This is a genomic window from Pseudomonas sp. MWU16-30322, from assembly GCF_020515535.1.
GTDB lineage: Bacteria > Pseudomonadota > Gammaproteobacteria > Pseudomonadales > Pseudomonadaceae > Aquipseudomonas > Aquipseudomonas fluorescens_H.
The window spans coordinates 546,603-570,897 of record NZ_JAIWYL010000002.1 but is presented as its reverse complement, the minus strand read 5'-3'; the positions used below and the strand labels follow the sequence as shown (position 1 = coordinate 570,897).

21 protein-coding genes and 1 pseudogene are annotated in these 24,295 nt (G+C 53.5%); all 22 read right to left on the bottom strand.

Going from position 1 to position 24,295, the window contains the following annotated elements; all coding sequences use genetic code 11:
* Window positions 1-2: 2 nt before the first annotated feature.
* On the bottom strand, window positions 3-1,025 hold the full coding sequence (locus LCH64_RS05595; RefSeq protein WP_226499701.1) for a glycosyltransferase: 1,023 nt from the start codon (window positions 1,023-1,025) through the stop codon (window positions 3-5).
* A 49-nt stretch (window positions 1,026-1,074) separates the two neighbouring features.
* Window positions 1,075-2,073 (bottom strand): lysylphosphatidylglycerol synthase transmembrane domain-containing protein, encoded by a 999-nt coding sequence (locus tag LCH64_RS05590; RefSeq protein ID WP_226499700.1) that lies wholly within the window; start codon window positions 2,071-2,073, stop codon window positions 1,075-1,077.
* Between the two features lie 68 nt (window positions 2,074-2,141).
* On the bottom strand, window positions 2,142-4,574 hold the full coding sequence (locus LCH64_RS05585) for a hypothetical protein (RefSeq protein ID WP_226499699.1): 2,433 nt from the start codon (window positions 4,572-4,574) through the stop codon (window positions 2,142-2,144).
* A gap of 29 nt (window positions 4,575-4,603) precedes the next feature.
* Window positions 4,604-5,407, bottom strand: coding sequence for a glycosyltransferase family 2 protein (locus tag LCH64_RS05580; protein WP_226499698.1), 804 nt, complete (start codon window positions 5,405-5,407; stop codon window positions 4,604-4,606).
* Between the two features lie 53 nt (window positions 5,408-5,460).
* Complete coding sequence (locus LCH64_RS05575; RefSeq protein ID WP_226499697.1) at window positions 5,461-6,507, bottom strand: acyltransferase family protein; 1,047 nt, start codon at window positions 6,505-6,507, stop codon at window positions 5,461-5,463.
* A 7-nt stretch (window positions 6,508-6,514) separates the two neighbouring features.
* Window positions 6,515-7,906, bottom strand: coding sequence for an ABC transporter ATP-binding protein (locus LCH64_RS05570; RefSeq protein ID WP_226499696.1), 1,392 nt, complete (start codon window positions 7,904-7,906; stop codon window positions 6,515-6,517).
* An 8-nt stretch (window positions 7,907-7,914) separates the two neighbouring features.
* On the bottom strand, window positions 7,915-8,712 hold the full coding sequence (locus LCH64_RS05565; protein ID WP_226499695.1) for an ABC transporter permease: 798 nt from the start codon (window positions 8,710-8,712) through the stop codon (window positions 7,915-7,917).
* Complete coding sequence (locus tag LCH64_RS05560) at window positions 8,709-9,932, bottom strand: glycosyltransferase (protein WP_226499694.1); 1,224 nt, start codon at window positions 9,930-9,932, stop codon at window positions 8,709-8,711. The genes LCH64_RS05565 and LCH64_RS05560 overlap by 4 nt, the downstream gene beginning before the upstream one ends.
* Window positions 9,929-11,143 carry a glycosyltransferase family 4 protein gene (locus LCH64_RS05555; protein WP_226499693.1) on the bottom strand — a complete coding sequence of 405 codons (1,215 nt, stop codon included), beginning with the start codon at window positions 11,141-11,143 and terminating at the stop codon, window positions 9,929-9,931. The genes LCH64_RS05560 and LCH64_RS05555 overlap by 4 nt, the downstream gene beginning before the upstream one ends.
* Entirely contained in the window at window positions 11,140-12,135 is a 996-nt protein-coding gene (locus LCH64_RS05550) for a class I SAM-dependent methyltransferase (protein ID WP_226499692.1), read from the bottom strand. The genes LCH64_RS05555 and LCH64_RS05550 overlap by 4 nt, the downstream gene beginning before the upstream one ends.
* A 40-nt stretch (window positions 12,136-12,175) precedes the next feature.
* Entirely contained in the window at window positions 12,176-13,297 is a 1,122-nt protein-coding gene (gene wecB / locus LCH64_RS05545; RefSeq protein ID WP_226499691.1) for a UDP-N-acetylglucosamine 2-epimerase (non-hydrolyzing), read from the bottom strand.
* Window positions 13,290-14,300 (bottom strand): polysaccharide biosynthesis protein, encoded by a 1,011-nt coding sequence (locus LCH64_RS05540; protein WP_226499690.1) that lies wholly within the window; start codon window positions 14,298-14,300, stop codon window positions 13,290-13,292. The genes wecB and LCH64_RS05540 overlap by 8 nt, the downstream gene beginning before the upstream one ends.
* 16 nt (window positions 14,301-14,316) lie before the next feature.
* Window positions 14,317-15,171, bottom strand: a complete 855-nt coding sequence (locus LCH64_RS05535) for an SDR family oxidoreductase (protein ID WP_226499689.1) — start codon at window positions 15,169-15,171, stop codon at window positions 14,317-14,319.
* A gap of 526 nt (window positions 15,172-15,697) precedes the next feature.
* Window positions 15,698-16,708: a glycosyltransferase family 4 protein gene (locus tag LCH64_RS05530; RefSeq protein WP_226499688.1), complete on the bottom strand. Its 1,011-nt coding sequence runs from the start codon at window positions 16,706-16,708 to the stop codon at window positions 15,698-15,700.
* A complete protein-coding gene (locus LCH64_RS05525) occupies window positions 16,705-17,667 on the bottom strand; it encodes an SDR family oxidoreductase (protein ID WP_226499687.1) in 963 nt (320 codons plus the stop codon). The genes LCH64_RS05530 and LCH64_RS05525 overlap by 4 nt, the downstream gene beginning before the upstream one ends.
* A gap of 357 nt (window positions 17,668-18,024) precedes the next feature.
* Window positions 18,025-18,222, bottom strand: a pseudogene (locus tag LCH64_RS28340) (GDP-mannose 4,6-dehydratase); the annotation flags it as partial.
* Window positions 18,223-18,376: 154 nt separating this feature from the next.
* Complete coding sequence (locus tag LCH64_RS05520; RefSeq protein WP_226499686.1) at window positions 18,377-18,616, bottom strand: LapA family protein; 240 nt, start codon at window positions 18,614-18,616, stop codon at window positions 18,377-18,379.
* 30 nt (window positions 18,617-18,646) lie between these two features.
* Window positions 18,647-18,937: an integration host factor subunit beta gene (ihfB, locus tag LCH64_RS05515; protein ID WP_039770552.1), complete on the bottom strand. Its 291-nt coding sequence runs from the start codon at window positions 18,935-18,937 to the stop codon at window positions 18,647-18,649.
* 152 nt (window positions 18,938-19,089) lie between these two features.
* On the bottom strand, window positions 19,090-19,368 hold the full coding sequence (locus LCH64_RS05510; RefSeq protein ID WP_226499685.1) for a hypothetical protein: 279 nt from the start codon (window positions 19,366-19,368) through the stop codon (window positions 19,090-19,092).
* A gap of 211 nt (window positions 19,369-19,579) precedes the next feature.
* Window positions 19,580-21,268: a 30S ribosomal protein S1 gene (gene rpsA, locus LCH64_RS05505; protein ID WP_003226898.1), complete on the bottom strand. Its 1,689-nt coding sequence runs from the start codon at window positions 21,266-21,268 to the stop codon at window positions 19,580-19,582.
* Window positions 21,269-21,387: 119 nt separating this feature from the next.
* Window positions 21,388-22,077 (bottom strand): (d)CMP kinase, encoded by a 690-nt coding sequence (gene cmk / locus LCH64_RS05500; RefSeq protein WP_003226900.1) that lies wholly within the window; start codon window positions 22,075-22,077, stop codon window positions 21,388-21,390.
* On the bottom strand, window positions 22,074-24,281 hold the full coding sequence (locus LCH64_RS05495) for a bifunctional prephenate dehydrogenase/3-phosphoshikimate 1-carboxyvinyltransferase (protein ID WP_260524992.1): 2,208 nt from the start codon (window positions 24,279-24,281) through the stop codon (window positions 22,074-22,076). Before LCH64_RS05495 ends, cmk begins: the two co-directional genes overlap by 4 nt.
* Between the last annotated feature and the right edge of the window lie 14 nt (window positions 24,282-24,295).

Here is a 24,295-nt window from a genome sequence, read left to right as displayed (position 1 = left end):
AACTAACGGCCTCTGTGGAAGGGCACTAAACACGTGACGGCCTTGCGAATGACCTGCCGGCTCTGAGGCGTAAGCATGGCACGGGCGTATCGCCGCAAGCTCCTGGCAAAAACCGCGATCAATTGCGAGGCAAGTACATGCGCGAAAGAAACGCCGTACTCACGCGCCATTTTGACGCTGTAAGCCGCCGCATCGTTAAAGCCTCGCTGCCATAGACCCGAGGCCAGACGCAGGTAGCTGGCTCCAATTTCCGAAGGCGACTTCCCTGGAATTTCTGAAGGATTCATCGACTTCACAAACCCGAGATAAAGATCCCCCGCCTCGCGGAACGCAACGTCGGCGATTCTGTTGGTATCCTGATTCTCATGGCTGCGGGCACTGATCAGTGCTTCAGGCAGATGAAGGAAACGATACCTACCAGCCATACGGAACCACAACTCGTAGTCTTGAGTGGTTCGCAATCCTTCGTGAAATGAGCCTGCCACATCAAATGCAGTCCGTGGAATCAGCAAGCTGCAGCCATGCAATGCACTTTGCGCAGTGATCCAGTACCGAAAAAACTCGGGTTGAACACTCGGCATGCATATCCGGGCGGTCCTGTTCTTTTTGAGCCCCGTAAAAATAAAATAATCGGAATAGACAATTGTGTGCTCAGGCTCACGACCGGAAAGGAAAGCAATCTGTCTGGCAATTTTATCCTCGACATATAAGTCATCGTGGCTTAACCAGGAAAAGTACTCGCCTGTCATATGCTGGATTGCCAGATTCAGCGCAGACGCTACTCCACCATTGCTTTTCTCAAGATAACGTATCGCACTGCCAAAAGACCGCGCAATGCGCTCGGTCGCACCGCCATCGTTGCTACCATCATTGACAACGATCACTTCAACATCAGCATACGTCTGGTCAAGGGCACTCTGGATTGACTCGGCTAAAAAGTCTGCACCGTTGTACACAGGTATAACGATCGACACCCGAGGTTTGAACTCTTCAGTTATCAATTTAACGTTATTGGATAGACTCATCACCGCACCCGTATTTTCTAGCGCATTTCGAAATCAACGTACCCAACAATCAATTCAGTGTGTCTGCTTTCTCACGGTGCCTCGCGGTGCTGTAGAACAACGATAAGATCATGCCTGGAATATTGACGATCAACATGCCGACTCGAAAGCTGAAGTAGATAGTAGCGAATGGTGCGGTTCGAGCGGCGAGTTCTACACAGACTCTGGAAAAAACCGACTCACCTACGCCTACACCGCCGGGCGTGATAGGAATCACGGAAAACAAGTTGCCAAACACACCGGCTATGGCGGTGATCTGGGGATTGGCCGCATAGGAAAATATCGAAGCAATGCTGATCATGCCGATAATCACAATTCCTGTTGCAAGCACCGACACCGCCAGGCAAAGGAGCAAAGTCGGCCACGCACGAAGGTACAGGAGAATCGTAACCCCGAACGGATGCAGGTAATGACGAATTTTGATGGGCAGATAGTCAATGACGGAATAACGAAGAGCCAGATAGATCCCCAGCAACCCGAAAACCATCGCCCCAATCAATACGTAAGCCAAGGTCTGAATCAGCCCTGCATACTGAAAAATGTCGGCGTCTGGTGAAATGGCCTTCGGCAGAAGAAACGAAACCAGCACGGCGATGGAAATCAATCCGATCATTGCAAAAACACGATCAGCGACAATCGACAGCAATGCGGTGGATCTACCATTTTTCAACAAGCGGAAAACCTGTACGCCCCTGATCGCATCCCCACCCGCCGCGCCAGGCAACCAGGTAGAGAAGAAGCTACCAATCAGTTGGAGATTCAGAACCGTGCCCAGGGGAATATTGTTGCCCGTGGCGCGTAGCAACAGCCACCAGCGAAAGCCACTGATAACGATACCCAGAAAAAGACAGACCAGCGCCGGAATGAACAAATCCAGATTATCAAAAACCACCAGGATCGAACGAAAGTCGAGTTGCCCGCTGTTCAGCAAAACCCAGACCAGAACCACCGCTAGCGATAGTTTGATCAAAAGCAAAATATGATTCTTCTTGAACAGCAAACGAAACATCATTGTTAACCTTGTTGTCTTTCCCGTGAACGGCGTTCTCGCCGACACGAGATGAGATAAATCCAGAATCAGACAGTTTTCAGCAACAGCGTGTTGATTTTAGAGTTGAAGCGCTTGCGGCGTAACGTCAGGAATAACAGCAGCGCAATCATCGTGATTGAAGAGCCGATCGCCCAAGGCAGTGACTTGGGTTGATATTCCATTCGAATAATAAAGCTGCCAGCGGGCACGACTACTCCACGGAATGCCTTGTCAACCTTGAGAATAGACACTTTTTTCCCATTCAGAACCGCAGTCCAGTTGGAGTGCCAGGTGTCCGAAAGAACCACCAGCGACTCGTGATCCGCCTCGCCGGAAAGAATCACCTCGCCATTTCGATAGGAATCTATGGAAACAGGCAAAAGGTGCTGTGCGTAGTCGGAAGGCAAATCAACACTATCTTTCCCTGCCATATCGTTGCCGCTGATGGCGAATGCACGAGGCAACACACACTTGTTCTCCATCACTCGAGTAGCCAGGCTGTGATAAACCTCTTCGAAACCGCGCGCTTTCAGTTCCGTTTCGTACGCCGTGTAAGTCAAAGGCAAGAGCACATACTTGACCCCGAGGAAATTCATCGCATCCCAGTTGATCGTATTGGTTTGCGGCTTGTCCTGAATCAGGATCAGAGATGGAAACGAGCCCAACGGGGTGGTTTCGTGATAACCCAGTCGCTGCGAATTCTCGAGATTGATCGACGCGTAGAAGAAATCTCGAAATTCCGGCAAGCCGCCCTGATTGAGTGTGCTGACTTCCTGGATTTTGAACGCCGAACCCAACTCCGGATAGAGTCCACCCTGGCCGAAGTTCATTGTCCGGTAATTGCCAATGTTGTCTTTTACAAACTGCAGAGCGGGCGGCATGTTGGAAAACAGGTCATTTCTTTCGAAACGTACCATCTTACCCATGAGCATGAGCTCAACGAACATGACGACCACTACGCTACCCAGCACCGCGCGCAGAATCGTCGGACTCGATATGAATCTGGCGAACAACGCTACAGCGACTATAAGCGTCGCCACCGCTGCCAATAACTCCAGCGATTGAGTCTTGTATTCCAGGCGTGGCTCTTGAAGGCCGAAAACGCCGTAGATCTTGATAAACGCCCAGATACCAAACGCCATCAACGCCAGACAAGGCAGAATGCGAACATTCTTCGCCTGCAGGTTATGTGCCCCGAATGCGACCAGGATGATCAGCGGGAACATGATGACCGGCCACCAGTACTGGTTCCCGATATGCCCGATGATGGGTAGATGGACAAACAGTTTCTGAATCCAGACCGGATCAAAAAGCCGTACGGTGACAAAACCCGCCACGGCAATACAGATAGCGACCAGACACTTGAATTGCGGCATACGCTTGGCAAGCGCACACCCTGCAAGCCCGATTGCAACAACACCACTGTGGAAAACCGTATTGCCGATGAACGAACCCTGTCCATTGAAGGACGCGGCCAGCGGTTCTGCTGCGTTATACGATTCGAACAGATGCGACGACGAAAAGAACGACATGATGGCGTTGGGAAAACGTAATTCCCAAAAGTGCCGTTTCGAATAGTCTTCAAGAGTGCCGAGGCTTTTCAGATTTTCCAGAAACGGAAAATAGAGCGGTGCCAAGAGCATAATTGTTCCCAGCAGACCCATTCCCAGGAAAAACAAAGCTGTTACTGCTGTCTTCGCGGAGTACTTCCCACTCTGCACACAATTGACCACGAAGCCGAAGATGATGCAGCCCATTGCGATCAGGGAGGTAATGGTGGTCGGCATGAAAGTGCAGGAGAAAAACAGCGAGAACGCGAGAACCACCATGCACCAGCGCAGTATCGAGAGTCGCAAGACAAATGCCATCGCCGCGTACAGGCAGACGGGGACATACAGATAACTTTGCGTTACGTTCGAGCCGAGATTCGCCGTTATGTATCCGTTTAACAGATAAAAGACGCTCGCAGCGAGTGACGCAACCGCGGAAAGCCCCAACAACTCCCTGACAATTCGATAAGTGAAGAACACCCCGAAATAAAGTGCCAGCAAGATAACAATGTTATAAGTAAGTGACCCACCTCCCAGCAGAGCATTTACCAGCGTCATTGCAGAAAATTTCTGATCTACAAGGGCCTCTGGCCCCAGTGCTCCGGCTGCTGAATACGGGTTCCAATAAGGGGTCTGACCATCGCGGATACTGTTAACCATGAATTGCATCATGGGTTCAGATTGATAGGTCGCGCCACCATTATCGTTATACCCAGCCCACCATCCCGTTGTATTGGGTATGGTGTAGAAGGGTTTAAGGGGAACTGCCGTGTACGCTCCCGTAATCTGATCGGTCAATCGCAGACTGGCATCCTTGAATATCACGTCTGGAAATGCTGCCACCAACAGCAACAAGGCCACCAGGCAAGCTTCAACAGTTTTACGACTAACTCTGACTCGATCTTTTACGGCAGCGAAAAAATTATACACGGGACTTCCATTTTCTTAATTTATAGGTATCAAAACCAGTAAACCAATTTGGTTTTATGCAAAAACGCCCGGATCAAGCAATACCCAAAACCAAGACCTTCCTTGCGGAAGATGAACTTTGATACACCACGTTCACGTACACCCTGAGCGCCGGCGATGTATTTGACTTCCCCCCCCATCAAGATCGACTTGAAGGTAATTTCAGGACTGATGCTGAACCGGTTCTGGCTCAGACCCACGCCCAGGGTTTCCCGACGACGGAACATCTTGAATGCGTAAGTCGAATCGGGAATGTATTGACCCAGTGCGATGCGCACACCGATACGGAAGAAGAACTGGAAGAACTTGTATTTGAACGGAATGGTGCCGTCATCGCCAGCCTGAATATAACGGGAACATTGGGCAAGAATCGCACCTTTCTCCATTTCGTTATAAAGCGCCGGAATCAAATGGATCGGGTCAACAGCGTCCGCCGAGACAAAGATGCAGTAGCGACCGATGCCGTGAGCGGCACCGAAACGGACGACTGCACCATACCCGCGGCGATGCAGGGAACGGCTGATCACTCGAACCGGCAATTCGTCTCTGTTCGCATTGCCCCAGGCCATCGCCAGGCTGTAGGTTTCGTCGTCGCTTTTATCGTCGACAACGATGACTTCGGTAGTGAACGCCTGATTGGCGACCGCTGCCTTCACGCTATCGAGGATACCCACGATGTTTTCCGCTTCGTTCAGACACGGAATAACGATTGTGAGGTCGATCGGATCTTCTACCGAAGCACTGGGTGACTGGACGTTTTCGGGCGATGAAGGAATAGATTCGTTTACGGTCATTTTGCTCTCTCAAATAAAGCCGTCTAAGCGCGGCTTTTATCAGAATGAAATAGTTAACCAACCAGTTTTGCCGAGTACGGTATCGCACGAGTCAGTGCAGCCAAGATCAGGCACACCGCAAACGTGGACAACGACAGGCTGAAAATCGCGGAGAATGTCGACATCGATGCAAGATTCAACGTAAACCCGAACATCCCTGCCTTGATTAGATCAATAACCAGCAGGTGCATGAAGTAGACCGGGAAAACGATGCTGGACAAAAACGCAACCGGCCGCACCAGTAGCGGAGCAACGCGAATTTTCCGGATCAAATGGAATGCTGCACACGATGCAATCAGCACGTTAGGACTGAAGTACAGGAATGCAGTTTCGTCCGGCGTCGGCGACAACGAGTTGAAGCGCCAACTGAGCAGAAATGTCGCCAGGCTTGCCAGACAAAAGACCAGAGCACTGCACCAAGCGGGAATTTTGTTCAGGATATCCGAACGTACGATGTAGAACCCCAGGAGGAAATAACCCGGCCAATTGAGGAAGCTCGTCAGCGTCAGGTGAGGCAGGATACTGACCGGGAAATAGACCGTCACCGAGTTGATCAAGAACCACACTCCGAAGAAGTAAGCGGCCAACCGCTTGCTGCTCAACAGTGCCACGGAAATTGGTTGCAGGACCGGCAGGAGGATGTAGACACCGATAGTCATGTAGACGAACCACAGGTGATACATCACCGGCCCGCGCAGGGCTTGAGCCAGCGCATTCGGAATATCCATCGGTTTGCCGGTCCAGTAGTTGATCCAGAAAACGTGCAATACACTCCAGAAGGCTAATGGAATAGCAACTTTTAGAACTCTGGAAACAATCCCTCCAAGTCCTTTGGACATGTCTCGGCCCAGTAGCAGCGCACCAGAAAGCATCGCAAACAGAGGAACAGCTACACGTGCAATCGAGTCAAGTGCGTTGGCCACCAGAAAACTGTTCAGTTCGATGTTTCTGAAGTCGTAGAAAATCGGCGCCGAAATATGAATGATCAACACGCCGAACATTGCGATCAATCGGCATGCGTCCGCCCAGGCTAAACGCCCTGGATCTTGTTGTTGAGTCATGGGTGGCTCAATCCTTGGAGGTAAGAATGATTTTTTCCAATGGCGCCCCGACGATCACTCCATCGATGCTGGTAGCAACTACTTTGAACAGGACCGCGTCATGCATCCAGTGCAGTTGCACATGTTCATGCAACGTGCCATTGGCAATCGCTGCAACAATCGAATAATCCCCCACCGCCAGTATTGGCAACTTGAAATGAAACGCAGCATCGACCCGCTTACCGCCCCGGACTCTGACAGGCGACTCCTTGTAGGAGTGATAGGTGTTGCCACCGATCAACGGCTGCCCCAGCCGATCTTTGATGATGAAGCCGATAATCGGCAAATCAACGTCGTGAATGGCCTTGGCCGTAACTTTCACAACAACGTCCGCACCGCCTTCACAAACGGTCAGTTGACGACCTTTTGCATTGGTAAAGCTGACGTTGAGAATTTCTGCGCCACCTGTGCCAAACGTCGATGATTGCGGATTGAAGCCAAAAGATTCGATTTCCTGAACACCGTTGCAAATCGTCTCATCATCCTGCGTGACAATCCGCTGCTCGATGATCTCGCCTTCCGGCTCTTCCTCGATGACTTCTTCGATCTCTTCGATCTCTTCGTCTTCTACGGCGACTTCTGCGACGGGGGCAGCACCCTCGGCGCCGGTATGCTGCATGTAAAGCTGCGCAAAGTATTTTTCGCAGACATCTTTCGCCGTGCCGGCATCGCGAACGACTCCACCTTCCAGCCAGATCGCGTGATCGCAGAAAGCGGTGACAGCGGCCAGGTCATGGCTGACGAAAAGAATCGTGCCGCGCTCCTGAAACTGACGCAGAAAACGCATGCATTTCTGTGCGAAGAACGCGTCCCCTACGGACAACGCTTCATCAATGATCAGAATATCGGCATCGACATGGGCAATGACCGAGAACGCCAGGCGCGCCTGCATGCCACTGGAATAAGCCTTTACCGGCTGGTCGATAAAATCGCCAAGTTCGGAAAAATCGACAATCTTCTGAAAGCGCTCTTCGATGCACGACTTCTTCAGCTCGAACAGGCTGGCATACAGATAGATATTCTCGCGGCCGCTGAATTCAGGGTTGAATCCCGAACCCAGCTCAAGGACTGCGGCGACTTTGCCGTTGATTTTCACCGAGCCTTTGGTGGGTGTCAGGGTGCCGGTCAACAACTGCAGGAGGGTACTTTTACCGGCACCATTTCGCCCGATAACACCCACTGACTGCCCTTTAAGCACTTCGAAATTGACATCTTTGAGCGCCAGGAAGTCTCGATAGTAGTTGCGCTTCCAACCCAGAAAGATCTGCTTCAGACGATCATGCGGCGCATCGTAGATGTGGTACGCCTTTTCTAGACCAACCACCTCGATGACAGGCTGCGGCTTTACTTCTGTAGTCATGTCCATACTCATAAAACGTCCGCAAAGCCGTGTCTGACAGATCTGAAGAAACGCAGGCCGAGCCAGCAAACAACCAAACTCACGCAGGAGTAGATCAACAGGCCCGGAAAATTGGGAATCACGCCGTTAATCATCACCAACCGTGCCTGTTCGACAATGAATGACAACGGATTAAGCATGATCAGATGACTGGCCCATGGCGGTAACTTGTCGAGGGGATAAAGAACAGGCGAGAAGAACATCAATGCCTGGGTGATGACGATCGTCAGTTGCGCGATATCTCTCAGGAACACCCCAAGCGCACTCAGGAACCAGGTAATGCCCAACAGGCAAAGCACCAGCGGCGCAATGACGATTGGCAGAAATACGATGGTCCACTGAAGGCTGCCGTTGACGAACAGTGCAATGGCCGCCCAAGCAACGATACTGAGGCACAACTGAAAAATCGCCGAGCCAATGGGGACCCAGACCAGCAACTCGACCGGGAACACCACTTTCTTGACGAAATTGGGGTTCGAAGTGATCAGGTTGGGCGCACGGTTTACGCATTCGGCAAAGAACGTAAAGACAATCAGGCCGGGAAACAGCATCAACGCGAAACCGGTAATACCCTCAACACCAGGCCAGCGAGAAGGCAGGAAATATCCGAACACCACCGCGTACATCGCCAACGTCAGCAGCGGCGTGATCAGCGGCCACAGGACACCCAGCAGGGCGCCCTTGAATCGCATGTCGACATCGCGCTTGATGAGTTGCTTGATAAGATCGAAATGCCGGAGATGGGCAGTAAAGATATTCTGACTCAATTAGAAAGCCCTATTGATGCTTTGGTGTGATTTCCCAGAAACGCAAGAAATGACTCCTTCATGCGCTCCAGCGTGAAATCCTTCATGAAGCATGAATAGCCGTTGGCGGCAAAACGAGCGTAAGCCTCGCCATCCTGCACAGCCCTTTCTAACTGACTGATGATGACGGAGGTATCCAGCGATTCGCACAGAAAACCAGCATCATTGGCCTTGATGTACTTCGCCGGAGAGGCATAACTCGGCGCATGACAAAGCACCGGGCGGCCAGAAGCGAAATACGTAACAAGCTTCGAGGGAAAACTGTTACTCGACTCTTCATGGTACTCACCGGAGAACCAGTAAGGCATGTAGAGAAGATCAGAATCGGCAAGCAGTCGAATCGTTTCATCCTGACTTTGCCAGCCAAGATATTCAAAGTTCGAGGGACTTTGGGTAAACACTTTGAACGCCCCCCCCATCACCCGCACACGAATACGCTTGCCGGCAACTTTCCAGTTACAGGCATTCAAGGCGTGTTGCAGACATTCCCATTCCGCTTGCGCGTAGAACTGGCCAGCCATGGCAATGATGAACTCATCACGATCATGCACTTTGGTAGCTGGCTGCAAGGCCAGTTCACGAGGCAACCCCGCGATCACCGGTGCATTCAAGACACGGTATTTGTTCGTGTAATTCTCGGACATCGCCCACGATGCGGTGGCGCACGACGCACTGCCTTTGATGACCTGGTCAAACTCCTTGAGCAAGCGACGACGGGTAAAACCGTCGATGAGATTCGCTTGCAACCACCAGCCGAATGGGTCCCAGACCTGAGTCAGGAGTGGGACATTGAGCGCCTTGGTCACCTGGCGAGCCAGGCGCACCATGGTCTGGCCTTGCAGAACGACCCAGACCGCATCAACTTTCTGTGCTTTGGCAAATTCGACAATTTGTGGAAGCAACTCCCGTTGAACACGGTTGGCCTGGACCAACTCGAACGGGAAAGCCGACAAAATCCCGGCCTTGCGAGGCAATACACGTACCGCGGCTTCCCGCGGCTTGCGTAGAAGAAGCTTGGGGACTTCGTCGAGCTCCGCAGGGATCTCCGGATTCAACGCGGGGTTGACCACTGCGCAGATGGCCACCTGATCCTTGGGCAAAAAGCCAACCAACCGATCCAGCACCAGACCGGCGGTAAAGTTACGGCACGGTGGTATATCAGTTAAAAGCAGTACTTTCATTTAGCAGCAACCGTTTTATAGATCTCCGCCAGCCGCTGTGCGTACAAGTCGTCGCCATAATGTTTTTCGGCAATCTCTCGTCCTTTGCGACCGCGTTCTTCACGCTCTGCCGGATTGTCGATCAGATGTTGCAGAGCGCGATAAAGCCCTTCGCCATCGTGCATTGGCACTGACACCCCGACTTCCGGAGCGAATGTCACTTCCGGCAACGAAGTGCCTTCGAACACGATTACCGGCTTGCCGCAGGCAAACGCTTCAATGGCCATTACACCGAAGGCTTCAACAATCGATGGCATGAGAAAGATGTCGGATGCAACAAACGCATCACGGGCCAGTTCTTCGTCATTGGTCCAGCCTAATTCAACGAGCTGAAATCGATCCTTGAACTGCTCCATCAACCCTTTGCTGTTGAGCGTCAACAGGCACACCGGCTGCTTGGCGCTGATGCGCTCCAGCGCCTGGATGATGTAAGGCAAACCTTTGAACTGATTATCGACTGCCCGGAAGCAGATGACCAACGCGTCGTCAGGAATGCCAAAACGCTTGCGCGCATCTGGCGAAGCATTCGGGTTAAAGAAGTCCAGGTCCAGGCCAAAAGGCACTTGATGGATATCAACGTCCTCGAAAAGAGGCGAAGCCTCAACCATATCGCGCATCCACTTGGACGCCACGATGACATCGAACTTAGATCTGTTGTACGCACGTTTTTTGTACTGAAACAGAAAACGTGTCGTGTCCATCAACAGCGGGAAGTGAATGTCCAGGTCGGGGCACTTGCCACAACCGGTCATCCAGCGCTTGCACTCGAACGGGTAGACGCAATGTCCTGTCATGGCCCACGGGTCATGCAGTGTCCACACCGTTGGCTTGCGACGAGTGATTTCGGGCAGGTCGCCAAGGCTCATGTAGCCCGAATGAATAATGTGCAGGTGCAACACATCCGCTTCCTCGAACGCAGGCATTTTCATCATCTGCCTGGCATTCGTGTAGAGCACTGATTGCATTGAGGTCAAACGCTCAACCCGATTGAGGATCCGGTTGATTTTCCTTGTATTTTTCCCCTCGAACGTCAGCACGTCCGGGTTTTGAGTGTCCTTTTCCCAAATAAGATGCCGGGATTCGACATCGTATTTTTTTAGAAGCGGCGTAATGGAAAGACCATTAAAACGACGACCAGGGGACTCGTAGCCATTGACCTGAAGAACCTTCATTTCTGGGAAGAACCTAGTTTCAGTGCAAGACGTGCAATCAGGCTCTCGGCAATGATCTTTTCGCGACGAACGAGATCAGCCTGAATGCCATTCAAGTTCGTTTCATGATTAGCCAGCTGACCTTCTTTCTCTGCAACCCAGTCTTCGCGACGACGAACGTCGTTTTCCAGATCACGCAGATTGGAGTAATGCGCGTCAAGTTGAGCTTCTTTTTCGATGAGATACTGCAGACGTTCCTGTACTTGTAGTTCACGCTGCTCCAGATCGGACTCAAGCGCTTCGATACCCAGGTTTTGCAAAAACTCCGGCTTCCACTCGGTAATCGGGAAATCGAAGAGTTCACGTACCGGCTTCAGCTCCGTAGCGCTGGAAATGCACAGAATCGAATTGGGTGGAGTTTCATCATTACGCGTGAGCTCGGTAACGCCGTCCAGCCCCTCATAGAAAAACTCTTTATTCGGGTAGGCGTCAAAATGCTCTTCCTTGATCCAGTGAACAAGGTGATGAGGGTTGCCATCCGCTTCGTTGAAGGGAACGTTGACCATCAGACGTTTCCGGCAATCCACCTTAAGCGCAAAGTTCAGACCATCGACTACGTGCTCCAGCGCGTGGCGTGAAACAACGTAGTCAAAAGTTTGAGCGTCGCGAACGAACGACTCGGCATCACCATTCACGTACTCGATGTTCTTCGAACCGTAATTGTCTTTCGCGTATTGAACCGACTCGATGCTCGGATCGATACCTACAATCTTGGCACCGAGGATTTCACCAAGCATGAAAGTACCGTGGCCAGTGCCACAGCCAATGTCAAGAATCTTGATACCGGATACCAGCATCGACGGATCGCGCAGGATGTCGGCTTCGATGACAGCACGAAACAGTTTATAACTACTTTTATGGCGGACTACTTCATCCCGGCCGTGAGTCTCACCCGGCACCAGACGCTCACCTTCATTATAAATTGCGTCTAACGTCTGATTATTCGTGCTCATTTCAAATCTCACTAATTCTTGTGCTTGCGCTAATTTCGGATTACTTGGACCAGACAGTCCGATTGATAAAATCTGTATAACTCAAAACAATCCGCAACACTTTCTGCGATACCAGTCCACCTTCGTAGTCTGGAACCACGCGACGCACGGCACCTGCCTGATCCTGGCTGGTCACGATACGCACGGCATCAAGAACCCGCTCCGACTTCAGGCCGCTCATGATCAGCGTGCCTTGGTCCATGCCTTCCGGACGCTCATGAGCATTGCGGATGGTCACAGCGGTCAAACCGAGCAGCGAAGCTTCTTCGGTGATGGTTCCGCTGTCGGACAGGATGCAGAACGCTTCCTTCTGCAGCTTGATGTAGGCAAAGAAACCGAACGGCTTGAGGAACCGGATTCGCGAATCCAGGCCGTCGAGACCCAGAGCCTCCAGACGCTGACGAGTACGCGGGTGGGTGGAAACGATAACCGGCATGTCGTAGGTTTCAACCAATGCCTTCAAGGTATCCAGCAGATCCTGCAGGTTCGCCGGCGTGTCGACGTTTTCTTCTCGGTGAGTACTCACGACGAAGAATTGCTTCGACTTCAGACCCAGCTCGTCGAGGATCGGCGATGCCTCGATCTTTGGCATGAAGTGCTCAAGCACTTCTTCCATGTGGGAGCCGGATTTGATGATGCGATCCGGTGGAATTCCTTCGTCGAGCAGATAGCGACGAGCATGCTCGGTCAACACCAGATTGATGTCGCTCAAATGGTCGAGAACCTTGCGGTTCAGCTCTTCCGGAACACGCTGGTCGAAGCAGCGGTTACCGGCTTCCATGTGGAAGACGGGGATTTTTCTGCGTTTGGCAGCAATGACGGCCAGGCAGGAATTGGTATCGCCGTAGAGCATCAAGGCGTCCGGCTTCTCGGCTTCCAGCACTTCATCGGCTTTCTCGATGACCCGTGCGATGGTTTGCGCGGCGTTGGCGCCGACTGCCCCGAGGAAGTGATCCGGTTTGCGGATACCCATTTCCTCGAAAAACACCTCGTTCAACTCGTAGTCGAAGTTTTGTCCGGTGTGCACGAGGATATGGTTCGTGTGCTCGTCAAATTCGGCGATCACACGCGACATCTTGATCAGTTCAGGACGGGTCCCGACAATCGTCATTACCTTAAGCATTAAGTTGCTCCTGAATGTAGGAAAGCTTCAACAGCAACTTCTTCACACCTTCGATATCCAGGCGCTCGGTATTATGGGAAGTGTAATCTTCGAAAGCGGAAATCTCAGTCTCGCCTTCCACCACGAATTTTGCGTAGTTCAGGTCGCGATTGTCGGCAGGCACGCGGTAGTACTGACCCATGTCCTCGGCTTTCGCCAGCTCTTCACGTGCAACCAGCGACTCAAACAGTTTTTCACCGTGACGAGTGCCGATGATGCGAATTTCGTTGTCTTTCTGGAAAAGTTCTTTAAGTGCCTGGGCGAGCACTTCGATAGTCGATGCAGGCGCTTTCTGAACGAAGATATCACCCTGACGGCCGTGTTCGAAGGCGTGCAGTACCAGATCGACGGAGTCTTCCAGGGACATCAGAAAACGCGTCATGGTCGGATCGGTGATGGTGATCGACTTGCCATCGCGCAGTTGCTCGATAAAGAGCGGAATCACCGATCCACGGGAAGCCATGACGTTGCCATAACGGGTAGCGCAGAAAACGGTTTCGCCTTCCGTCTGCATGCGCGCCTTGGCAACCATGAGCTTTTCCATCATTGCCTTGGAAATGCCCATTGCGTTAATTGGGTAGACAGCCTTGTCCGTGCTGAGCACGATAACGCGGTCGACCTTGTTCTCGATCGCTGCCTGCATGACGTTGTCGGCACCGAGTACATTGGTGCGCACCGCTTCCATCGGGTAGAACTCGCACGATGGGACCTGTTTTAACGCTGCTGCGTGAAAAACGTAGTCAACGCCTTTCATCGCATCACGAATGCTAGCGTAGTCGCGAACGTCACCAATGTAGAACTTGAGCTTTGGATTGTTCAGCGCAATCCGCATGTCCTCTTGCTTTTTTTCGTCACGGCTGAAAATGCGAATTTCTTTGACGTCAGTTTTCAAAAAACGATTAAGAACAGCATTACCGAATGAGCCTGTGCCACCGGTAATCATCAATACTTTATTATCAAACATTATCTAAACCTTGCGCTTAATTGAAGTCATGCATATTTTTGATCAACACAGGCCATTCCGGGGCAACGTAGCCTGTCGCCTCCGCAAAACGGTCTGCATTCAACGAACGATCAATTGTCAGCCTATCGGAAGGGACAATCTCCGTGTCTTTCCCGTAAGTGTTCGCTACAAGCTTTAGCAAGTCGTACTTATTAATAGGTTTTGCGGCCACATGGTACAAGCCGTGCAAGTGAGGTCGTGGCAGGACGAACTCGTTGATCACTCGCGCCAGCTCCATGGTCGGCAGACCGGAAAACACGGCACCGGTAAAACCGTCAACCTTGCCTTGTTGCGCGAGGAACCAGCCGACAAGGCTGCGGGCACCGGACAATTCACGACCGATGATCGATGTGCGCAAAGTGATCGCGTGTGGGTAATCCACTTCGCCCAGCAATTTGGAGCGACCATAGAGGTCGTAGGCATCCGGGAAATCGGATTCGAGGTAGCCGCCCTTCTTCCCGGAGAAGACGCAATCGGTACTGATGTGCACCAGTCGAGCGCCACTGGCCTTGCACAATGCCGCCAGACGATGCGGCAGCAGCGTATTGATCGGGACGGCCATCAGCGGGTCGTTGGCATCAGACAGTTGCTTGACCAGTCCTACGCAGTTGATCACGACATCGGGACGGACCGTACCGAAAGCCTTGATAAGAGAGTCCTGACTTTCGACGTCTACGCCCAGCACGATGTTCTCGGCCAAGGTCGGTGAAAAAAACTTGCGCGCACCTTCACTTCGAGCCGTACCGAAAACCCTCAACTCGGGGTTAGCGGACAACACTCGGTAGGCTGCGTTACCCAGCATTCCGGAAACACCCAACACCAAAACTTTCATTACCTTACTCCTCACTTCCCAGGTCAGAACCGCTGTTCGTGATCTGGTTCCTACTCATCAGTTGGACGTCTTGATGCGCTGCTTCCAAAGGAGGGCGTATCGCGAATCTCTACTCAATGCGAGGCAAAGCCCCTCGGCAAATCCGGAAAGCAAAAAATCGACCCGATTCCAGAAGCACCAAAACTCAGGTTAATCACTCCCCGGGAAACGCCTGCCAGGAACCCGCTGTTCATCCATGCAGCCAGGTAATGCGGTTCAGGCTTCGAGTACGCCTGCAAAGAGGTACTGCCGAATACACACATAAACCCATACCGGCAGCAGCGCTACCGGGATCTTACAAGGAGAAAGTCGCATCAGCAGCTAGCCTTATGCCATCACCTTATAAAAACCAGCGAAGTTTAACATACAATTTTCTATTATTGAGAGCCGGGCGACCGCTTGCCATCCACGCAACACACCATGTTGCAAGGATTTGACACTAACTGCAGCACATAGCGAAAAAAGCGAACAAACCAGTCGCTCTCGCTCAGGCCTCCGCTTTACCAGCGTTGTATCTGATTGCCAGAACGATAAGCGGCAGATAGGCGATCAATAGACCGCACACACCATCCAGCTCACCCTTCCCCACCCAGAACGCCAGGGGAGTCAGCCAGACGACGTTGATCAGGATGACTGTCACCGTGACCTTCTTGTGGCTGCGGTGTATACGAGAGGCATATTGGTAAGCGTGACTGCGATGGGCCTCATAGATTCTCTCTCCACGAATGAGCCGATGAAGCATGGTGTAAGTGGCATCGACGACGAAAACCCCCATTAGTATCAGCCAGCTCCAGAATAACTGCGGTGCCACCCACCCCGCCTGAAGCGCCATACCTCCCAACACAATGCCAAGAAAGCCACTGCCCGCATCACCCATGAAAATCCTAGCCGGCGGAAAATTCCAGACTAGAAATCCGGCACAGGCACTAGCGAGTAACAAAGGCGTCCACACTTCACGCGTGAAACCACACCACCAATACAGACTGGCTCCCGCCACGGTAACGCAGATCGCCACAGCGCTGGCGATACCATCAATACCATCCATGAAGTTGTAGAGATTGAGCAACCAGACCAGATAAATTGCGGCGAGAACCGCTCCAAACCATCCGAGATCAACCCTGAAACCGAAAACATCCAGTGATGCCAACCCGCCAAAGCAAATCAGAATCCAGGTAGCCGCGGCAAAGTGCCCAAGCAGCCGCCAACGCGCGGCAATGTGCCCATGGTCGTCAGCAAAACCGATCAACGCTACAGCCGCACCGGCACCGAACAGGCCGATAAACTGCGCCAGAGACAACTCCCCCGCCATCACAGAAATCGACATAGCGGTCAAAAATGAAACCACGATGGCAACACCGCCGCCTCGGGGAGTAGGAGTGCTGTGCGAACTGCGGGCATTGGGCACGTCCATAAGACTGTTGCGCAACGCGTAGCTTCGCAGAACAAACGTGAGCAACAACGACGCCAGGAACACGCCTGCCAGTAATAACCAAATCATTTCTTTTTATTTTCCAGATAATCTTTGGCCACACTCTCAAACGCCCGCTGACTTCCAACCGGAGGCGTCCACCCCAACAGTTCGCGGGTGCGACTGATATCGACCTGCAATGAACCGCACAAGCGCGTCGCCAACGCGCGCCTGCCCAGCAGTATCAAACACGCGGCCAACAACCGCTGAGGAACAGGTATCAATGCCGAGCGCACACCCAGCGCTTGAGCTACTCCCTGAAGCAATTGAGTCGTAGACAAATCTTCACCATCACTGACAAGAAATATGTTCCCGGGCGCAGCGGGATGCTTGATGCAATGAACAATCAAATCCAGCAGATTCTCCAGTGCAACGAGACTGCGCTGATTAGCAATGGAGCCGAATGGCAACGGCAACCTCGAATAAACCCAACCAAGCATCTTTTGAAAGTTGGCCTTCACTCCGGGCCCATATACCAGCGGGGGGCGAATAATGACCACCTCAAGCCCGGTCTCTGCAGCCAGTACGCGCAGCGCGCTCTCCGCTTCCGATTTGGAAACCCCATAGGCATCTGCCGGCGCGGGCGTATCCGTGGCCAAATAGGGTTTTCCAGGAAGAGTCCGTTCGCCGTTGACCTTGACCGAACTGATAAAGATAAATCGCCGCACACCCGCCTGCGCCGCATTGCGCGCCAACTTCAGAGTTCCCTCGACATTAGCCTTGCGGAACGCGCTCAGATCATCGGAATGCGAGGCTTTCATGACGTGAACCCGCGCGGCGGCGTGCACAATCGTATCCACACCCTGCAGTGCAGTTAAGGAGAGTCCGCTTTCCAGATCATATAAAACCCGCTCGCCGTGACAAACTCCTGAGACCAGGTCACGAACAGCACATACAGGGATGAAAGATTCACCCGCCAGCAGTTTCTTGGTCAGCGCACTTCCAACAAATCCGCTTGCACCTGTCACAAGCACCCGAGACTTACTCACTCAACCTTCCTTCTAATGCTGGTTCCGCCTTTTCCATCCCAAATTGGCGTGCAATCAATTCATGGGTTTTTCAACGGATCACTCTCTTTATCCCCGCAAGCATCAGCACCGACAGCTAGAATAATGCCCATACGAGTGGCAGGCATCATTTATTCAGAACTCCTATCAGCATTCAGTCACTCCAACCTCCCAATCTGGCAAAGGCAGAGCAAATCCCTCCAAGACTTTCCGGGATCCAGACGGGAATTAAGGGAGCGTCACGAAGAACTGCGAAAAGAAGCACTTGGCACGGGAAACCGGTCTTTACCAGACCACCTTCTCCTTGGGCTCGCGGAAATTAATATCTGCCCTCCATCCCCCATACACTTTAGCAATGGAAAAATGCTGAAAACGAAACAGCGACTTACGAGCCGACCACGAGCCTTGCCAGAACTAACGAGAGGCCTCGAGCAAGTTGTAAGCGCCAATGACATTGGTCTGTAAATTCGAAGGGCCGGAAATCGAGCGCTACACTTGGGATTCTGCGGCCAGACGCATGATTGCATCAGACTGATGCACACCCAGAGGTCACTGCCGTAATCACTCTGCGCCGAAGCGAAATTCAGCCACTACCAAACAAGACTCGCATTTCAAATGCCGAATGAACACTTTACCAATGCATGCGGGCAGGAAATAGCGCTATTCAGCGGATGCGTCATAGCAGTCGCAATCAAGTAAGACGCTTACGTACAGCTCTGGACGATCGTCCGAGAAACCACCCCAGGAGAGGACCAATCAACATGCCCACTAACAACGCCAGCACCATCAACAGGGATACGGGCATCTGCGGAGCTGCCAACCCCAAGAAGAGCAGCGAAACCGACTGCTGATTCTCAAGCACAAATGCCAAAATTAACAGCGCAAGCAAAAAAACAAATAGGCCAAGAAGAATACGTTTGAGGTTACGCATGCGTGATTCCTTGATTATGAGCGGATACGATCACGCTTCCTCCTCTTCATTTACGCGATCACGCAACTCCTTGCCCGGCTTGAAATGCGGAACAAACTTACCGTCCAGACTGACTGACTGACCAGTCTTAGGATTACGCCCCACACGTGGCGCGCGGTAGTGCAGAGAAAAGCTGCCAAACCCACGGATCTCGATGCGATCACCGGTAGCCAGGCACTGGGACATTTGTTCAAGCATGGTCTTGATGGCCAGCTCCACATCCTTGGATGAGAGTAGCCCTTGATGGGTGACAATTCGTTCGATCAACTCCGACTTCGTCATATTTTTCCCTTCTTTTTCAAGCAGCTAGATCAGCGCTTGAAAGGTTTTAGCACGCCCGGAAGATTTTGAACAGCCCAGGGATTGACATATCTTCCTTGGCGCCGAAACGCCTGTTTTCAGTGCACAAAAGCACAAGCCGAAGCAGCGCACACTCAACGGCACATGACCAGCATGGTTCGAGTGACGTAGCCTGCGGGATTGAAGCCAAACGGATATTCATCTTCATCCTTCGCCTGATCAGATCGGGTGATCACCCTGTAACCCGCCCCCTTGCACTCCTTCGCCGCGCGCCTTTGACATTTTTCCCACCCTGACCCCAGACCAGAGCAGTCAATTTCTATACCGCTGACACCTCGCACAGCATGCGTTTTGGCACTTGTGGTACAGCCAGCCAATACCAACAACGCCATCAAGACAATAAATCTGTTCATCCACTTCCTTATGCCAGGCAATGCCCGACTACTGCACGACTAATACCTAGCTTAGTCGCGAATAGGCGATTGATCCGATTAAAGAAACAGACAACCAGGCAGAAGGATTGGTTTCACAACAAACCGGATACATCTCAAGCACCCTTCTCCACCAAATCGCAGGCACAAAAAAGGGCGACCGAAGTCGCCCTTTTTCATGATCAAGCAGAACTTAGTTCTGTTTGGCCATTGCTTGACGCAGCAGTGCAGCCATAGTGGTGTCTGCTTCGCCTTCAGCTGCCGGAGCCGATTTCAGGCTCTGGATAGCTTCTTTCTCTTCAGCATCGTCTTTCGACTTGATCGAGAGCTGGATTACGCGGCTCTTGCGATCAACGCTGATGATCTTGGCTTCAACTTCCTGGCCTTCTTTCAGAACGTTGCGCGCGTCTTCAACGCGGTCACGGCTGATTTCGGAGGCTTTCAGGGTCGCTTCGATGTCGTCAGCCAGAACGATGATGGCGCCTTTGGCGTCAACTTCTTTCACGGTGCCAGTAACGATAGCGCCTTTGTCGTTAACCGAGACGTACTCGGAGAACGGATCGCTTTCCAGTTGCTTGATGCCCAGGGAGATGCGCTCGCGCTCTGGGTCAACCGACAGGATGACGGTGTCCAGCTCGTCGCCCTTCTTGAAACGACGTACGGCTTCTTCGCCCACTTCGTTCCAGGAGATGTCGGACAGGTGAACCAGACCGTCGATGCCGCCGTCCAGACCAATGAAGATACCGAAATCGGTGATCGACTTGATGGTGCCGGAGATCTTGTCGCCCTTGTTGAACTGGCCAGAGAAGTCTTCCCATGGGTTCGACTTGCACTGCTTGATGCCCAGGGAGATACGACGACGCTCTTCGTCGATGTCCAGAACCATGACTTCCACTTCGTCGCCGACTTGTACGACTTTCGAAGGATGGATGTTCTTGTTGGTCCAGTCCATTTCCGAAACGTGTACCAGACCTTCAACGCCTTCTTCCAGCTCAGCGAAGCAGCCGTAGTCGGTCAGGTTGGTTACACGAGCGGTAACGCGAGTGCTTTCTGGGTAACGGGCTTTGATAGCAACCCATGGATCTTCGCCCAGTTGCTTCAGGCCCAGGGAAACACGGTTGCGTTCGCGATCGTATTTCAGAACCTTGACGTCGATTTCGTCACCAACGTTGACGATCTCGGAAGGATGCTTGATGCGCTTCCAGGCCATGTCGGTGATGTGCAGCAGGCCGTCCACGCCACCCAGATCGACGAATGCGCCGTAATCGGTGAGGTTTTTGACGATACCTTTGACTTGCTGGCCTTCCTGCAGGGATTCCAGCAGAGCTTCACGCTCGGCGGAGTTCTCGGCTTCCAGGACGCTGCGACGGGAAACGACAACGTTGTTGCGCTTCTGGTCCAGCTTGATGACCTTGAATTCCAGCTCTTTGCCTTCCAGGTGCGTGGTGTCGCGCACTGGACGGACGTCAACCAGGGAACCTGGCAGGAACGCACGGATGCCGTTAACGTCGACAGTGAAGCCGCCTTTAACCTTACCGTTGATAACGCCCTTGACCACTTCCTCAGCTGCGAAGGCTGCTTCCAGAACGATCCAGCATTCAGCGCGCTTGGCTTTTTCACGGGACAGCTTGGTTTCACCGAAACCGTCTTCAACCGAATCCAGAGCAACGTGAACTTCGTCACCGACATTGATAGTCAGGTCACCAGCATCGTTGTAGAACTGTTCCAGCGGGATGAGTGCTTCAGACTTCAGACCAGCGTGAACGGTTACCCAGCGAGCCTGGTAATCGATATCAACGATAACACCGGTGATGATGGAGCCTGCCTGAAGGTTCAGGGTCTTTAGGCTTTCTTCAAAGAGTTCCGCAAAGCTTTCGCTCATTTTAATTCCTGTAGATGAGGGCGAAGAATACGCCCATCTCCACACCCCAGACGGCGTGGGTTAGTTTCATTTAAAAGAAGCGCTGCAGGACTATGACTGGTCCCCTGCGGCCTTCTTGGTCACCCGGCGATATCGCGAATGGCGATCTCGCTCATGATGCGTTCAAGCACCTGATCGATGGACAACTCCGTGGAATCCAGCTGTATCGCATCTGCCGCCGGTTTGAGCGGGGCTACTGCGCGCTGGGTATCACGCTCGTCGCGTGCACGGATCTCATCTAGCAGACTCGACAGACTAACACCCTCGACTTTGCCCTTCAACTGCAAATATCGGCGGCGCGCCCGTTCCTCAGCACTGGCGGTGAGGAAAATCTTCAGCGGCGCATCAGGAAAAACCACAGTACCCATGTCACGACCATCGGCCACCAGGCCCGGCACCTCCTGAAAAGCACGCTGGCGCTGCAGCAGCGCCTCGCGGACTGCCGGCAATGCAGCCACCTGAGAAGCACCGGAACCGACGCTTTCAGTGCGGATGACATCGCTGACTTCATCACCTTCCAGAATGATGCGCTGCAGTTGACCGTCGGTCGCCGCGATGAACTGCACATCCAGATGAGCGGCCAGTTTCTTCAACAGCTCTTCATTGGTCAGGTCGACACCATGATTGTGCGCAGCGAACGCCAGCAGGCGATACAGCGCACCGGAATCCAGCAGGTTCCAGCCCAGACGCTTGGCCAGAATCCCGGCGACCGTGCCTTTGCCCGAACCGCTTGGCCCATCGATGGTGATGACCGGTGCAATGTTTTTCACGACTGAGCCTCTTGAGCCACACGAATGCCGACCTGCGCGCACAGCGCGAGGAAGTTCGGGAACGACGTCGCGACGTTGGCGCAATCATGGATGCGGATCGGGGCAGTGGCGCGCAGCGAAGCGACGCTGAAAGCCATGGCGATACGGTGATCACCGTGACCATGCACTTCGCCACCACCGATCTGGCCGCCATCGATGATGATGCCGTCCGGGGTCGGCTGGCACTTGACGCCCAGCGCCAGCAAGCCGTCCGCCATGACTTGAATACGATCCGACTCCTTGACGCGCAGCTCTTCGGCACCGGTCAGCACGGTACGGCCTTCGGCGCAGGCCGCCGCCACGAACAGCACCGGGAATTCGTCGATGGCCAGTGGCACCAGCGCTTCCGGAATCTCGATACCTTTCAGTTTAGCCGCTCGCACGCGCAGGTCAGCTACAGGTTCGCCGCCGACTTCACGCTGGTTTTCCAGGGTGATATCAGCGCCCATCAGGCGCAGGATGTCGATCACACCGGTACGGGTCGGGTTGATGCCGACGTGTTCCAGCACCAGCTCGGAACCTTCAGCGATCGAGGCCGCCACCAGGAAGAACGCCGACGACGAGATGTCGCCCGGCACTTCGATGTGGGTCGCGGTCAGCTTGCCGCCGGATTCGACCGACGCCGTGGCGCCATCGACGCTTACCGGATAGCCGAAACCACGCAGCATGCGCTCGGTGTGGTCGCGGGTCGGAGCCGGTTCAGTGACGGTGGTCTTGCCTTCGGCGTACAGACCCGCCAGCAGCAGGCAGGACTTCACCTGAGCACTGGCCATCGGCATGGTGTAGGTCAGACCCTTGAGTTTGTGACCGCCACGAATGGTCATCGGCGGACGACCTTCGGCAGCGGTTTCGATCACGGCGCCCATTTCACGCAGCGGATTGGCCACGCGATTCATCGGACGCTTGGACAGCGACGCATCGCCGGTCAGGGTGCTGTCGAAGTTCTGCGCCGCCAGCAGGCCGGACAACAGACGCATCGAAGTGCCAGAGTTGCCCAGATAGATCGGGCCAGGTGCCGGCTTCAAGCCATGCAGGCCGACGCCGTGAATGGTCACACGACCGTGGTGCGGGCCTTCGATGACCACGCCCATGTCGCGAAAAGCCTGCAAGGTCGCCAGGGCATCTTCGCCCTCGAGGAACCCTTCAACCTCGGTCACGCCTTCGGCCAGCGAGCCGAGCATGATCGAACGGTGGGAAATCGATTTGTCACCTGGTACGCGAATCCGACCGGACAGGCGGCCACCAGGTTGAGCCAGGAAAATCAGATCGTTGGAATTCATAGCGTCCACATAGGCCCTGCGGGCCAGGATTTTACTGAAATGCTCGCGGGCAACCCGGGCGCGCGTGAAGACGCCCAACAATTGGTGCCCATCCCCTGCATCGACCGCGTCGCGCAAGGCGTCGAGGTCGCTGCGAAATGTATCGAGTGTGCGCAGGACAGCCTCGCGGTTGGCGAGGAAGATGTCGTGCCACATCACCGGGTCGCTTCCGGCGATTCTTGTGAAATCGCGGAAACCGCCCGCAGCGTAACGGAAGATCTCAAGGTTTTCATTGCGTTTGGCCAACGAGTCGACCAGACCGAAGGCCAGCAGGTGCGGCAGATGACTGGTCGCGGCCAACACTTCATCGTGGCGCTCGACCTGCATGTGCTCGACGTCGGCACCCAGTTCGCGCCACAAGCGATCGACCACCGCCAGTGCGGCCGGGTCGGTTTGCTCGAGCGGCGTCAGAATCACTTTGTGCCGACGGAACAGCTCGGCATTGGAAGCTTCCACCCCACTCTGCTCGGAACCGGCAATCGGATGCCCCGGGACGAAACGCGCCGGCATGCCGCCGAACGCCTCGGTCGCCGCGCGCACCACATTGCCCTTGGCGCTGCCGACATCGGTCAGAATCGCCTGACCCAGATCGACGCTCGCCAGACGGGCCAGCACCTTCTCCATGGCCAGAATCGGCACCGCCAGTTGAATCACGTCGGCGCCCTGACACGCAGCGATCAGGTCACCCTCGCAACGATCCACCACGCCCAACTCGACCGCCAGCTTGCGCGATTGCGGGTCGAGATCGACCCCGACCACCTCACGGCAGATACCGCTTTCACGCAAGCCTTTGGCAAACGAACCACCGATCAATCCCAGACCGACGACCACAAGGCGACCGATCATAGGTGCAGCAGATT